The sequence below is a fragment of the uncultured Campylobacter sp. genome (assembly GCF_938017615.1).
Lineage (GTDB): Bacteria > Campylobacterota > Campylobacteria > Campylobacterales > Campylobacteraceae > Campylobacter_B.
The window spans coordinates 1-1726 of record NZ_CALIJA010000205.1; the positions used below are offsets into that span (position 1 = coordinate 1).

2 protein-coding genes are annotated in these 1726 nt (G+C 45.1%); both read left to right on the forward strand.

The window, feature by feature from the left end; genetic code table 11:
* Positions 1 to 165 precede the first annotated feature (165 nt).
* Positions 166 to 321 carry a hypothetical protein gene (locus Q0620_RS10470; RefSeq protein ID WP_297921763.1) on the forward strand — a complete coding sequence of 52 codons (156 nt, stop codon included), beginning with the start codon at positions 166 to 168 and terminating at the stop codon, positions 319 to 321.
* 400 nt (positions 322 to 721) lie between these two features.
* The gene (locus Q0620_RS10475; protein WP_298785072.1) at positions 722 to 1567 is read left to right on the forward strand and encodes a universal stress protein; all 846 of its coding nucleotides are present in this window, start codon (positions 722 to 724) and stop codon (positions 1565 to 1567) included.
* Positions 1568 to 1726 lie beyond the last annotated feature (159 nt).

Below are 1726 nucleotides of genomic sequence, written 5' to 3' on the forward strand. Positions count from 1 at the left end.
TTTTAAAATTTACGCATACACGAGCAGACGAGGAGTCGCTGCGATAAATTTAAAGTCAAATTTTATTTCTAGCCATCTTTTAATTTGTTTCTTATCTTTGGTGTATTAAATCCCGCTTCGTTTCATTCGTAAATTTGAAACGTATCTTAAAAGCAAGGAAGGCCGATGAGCGAAAGAAATTTACAAATTTTAGGTTGGGCGGGCACATGCCTGTCGGTCATCATGTACGTATCCTATGTGCCGAATATAATGGCAAATTTAGACGGCAACAAAGTTCCGTTTCTCCAGCCGCTCGCAGCCGCGATAAACTGCACGATATAGCTTAGCTACGGCCTGCTAAAGCCCAAAAAGGACTATCCGCTCGCCGCAGCAAATTTCCCGGGGATCATCTTTGGGCTACTAACCGCAATAACGGCGCTTTAAACCGCGCCTTTAGCGACTTGATAAATTTCAAAATCGCCCGCGCCGTATCTTGCCTGCCGCATCCGCAACGTTTTTTAGTCGCCCACTGCTACTACGTTGTAACTGCTCGCTAGTTGTCACGCCGAGCCTGAGCTAGCTTGCCACAAGCGCGCCCACGCCTCACAAACCTATTGCGGCACGGCTTTGAAATTTCACAAAATCGTCCGTGCCGAATTCAAGTCTGACGAATTTAAATAACTTTTATACAAAATTTGATAAGCTTATTTTGATTAAAATTTTATCTTTAAAAGGACGAAAAATGAAAAAGGTCATCACTTGCGTCGATCAAAATGCGCTTGCCCCGGCGGTTAGAGATTACGGAATTTACGTCGCTAAAACCTTGGGTGCCGAGCTCGTGTTTATTCACGTGGTTGAAATCCCGGAGCTTGGCGAGAATTTTTATGGGCTAGCCGCAGGCGGAATCGTCCTAGGAGAGAATGATATCCTTGCAAATAGCTACGGAAGTCCCACACTAGGCGGCGTGGATGCGGAGAAAGACCACGAAGAAGCTGAAGCGATGCTGGATGAATATATCTGCGCTGCGACTGCTGCGGGTCTAAAGGCGAGTAAGATCATTAAAGATGGCGATTTCATCGACGTTATCGCCGAGTACAAGGACGAAGCTGAAATTTTTGTACTCGGTATCAAGGGCTCAAATAACGAGGACGTAGGCTTTAACGCAAGCGTGCTAATAAAGGAGCTTCACGTGCCGTCGCTGCTCGTGAATAAGGAATTTTCACCGATTAACTCCGTGCTCATTGCGTTTGACGGCACTGATGCGGCGAAACGCACGCTTGAGTTTATAAAGAGCTCAAAGCTTCTTGCGAGCGCACATAAGCATGTCTTGCACATCAATGCGGGTGCCGCAGAGGGCGAGCGGATGCTGGATCTGGCGCGCGAAATTTTAGGCACTCAAAACGCCACTTTCAAATTCATCCAAGCCGAAGTTCCCGCCGATGAGATCATCAAATATCGCCGCGCTAATAACCTCGATCTGATCGCTACCGGCGCCTTTACGAAGGGATTTTTCAAAAAGCTCTTTTTAGGCAGCGTCTCCGAGGATATCTTGCACAATGCGCTTGTACCGGTGCTAGTGCTATCATAATCGCAAGACCAAACACCGATAAACGCTAAATTCCGTCGCTTACGTTATTTTAAGGCGGCGGAATTTTAGAATTTTAAATTTTTTAATCCTTCGTTTTTCAAATTTATATACTTTTTAAAATTCATAGAAATTTTGCTTGAAAATTCGTCAATATATCTT

Coding starts and splice junctions, on each gene's coding strand:
- Q0620_RS10470 (WP_297921763.1), top strand. CDS start 166: ATGAGCGAAAGAAATTTACAAATTTTAGGTTGGGCGGGCACATGCCTG.
- Q0620_RS10475 (WP_298785072.1), top strand. CDS start 722: ATGAAAAAGGTCATCACTTGCGTCGATCAAAATGCGCTTGCCCCGGCG.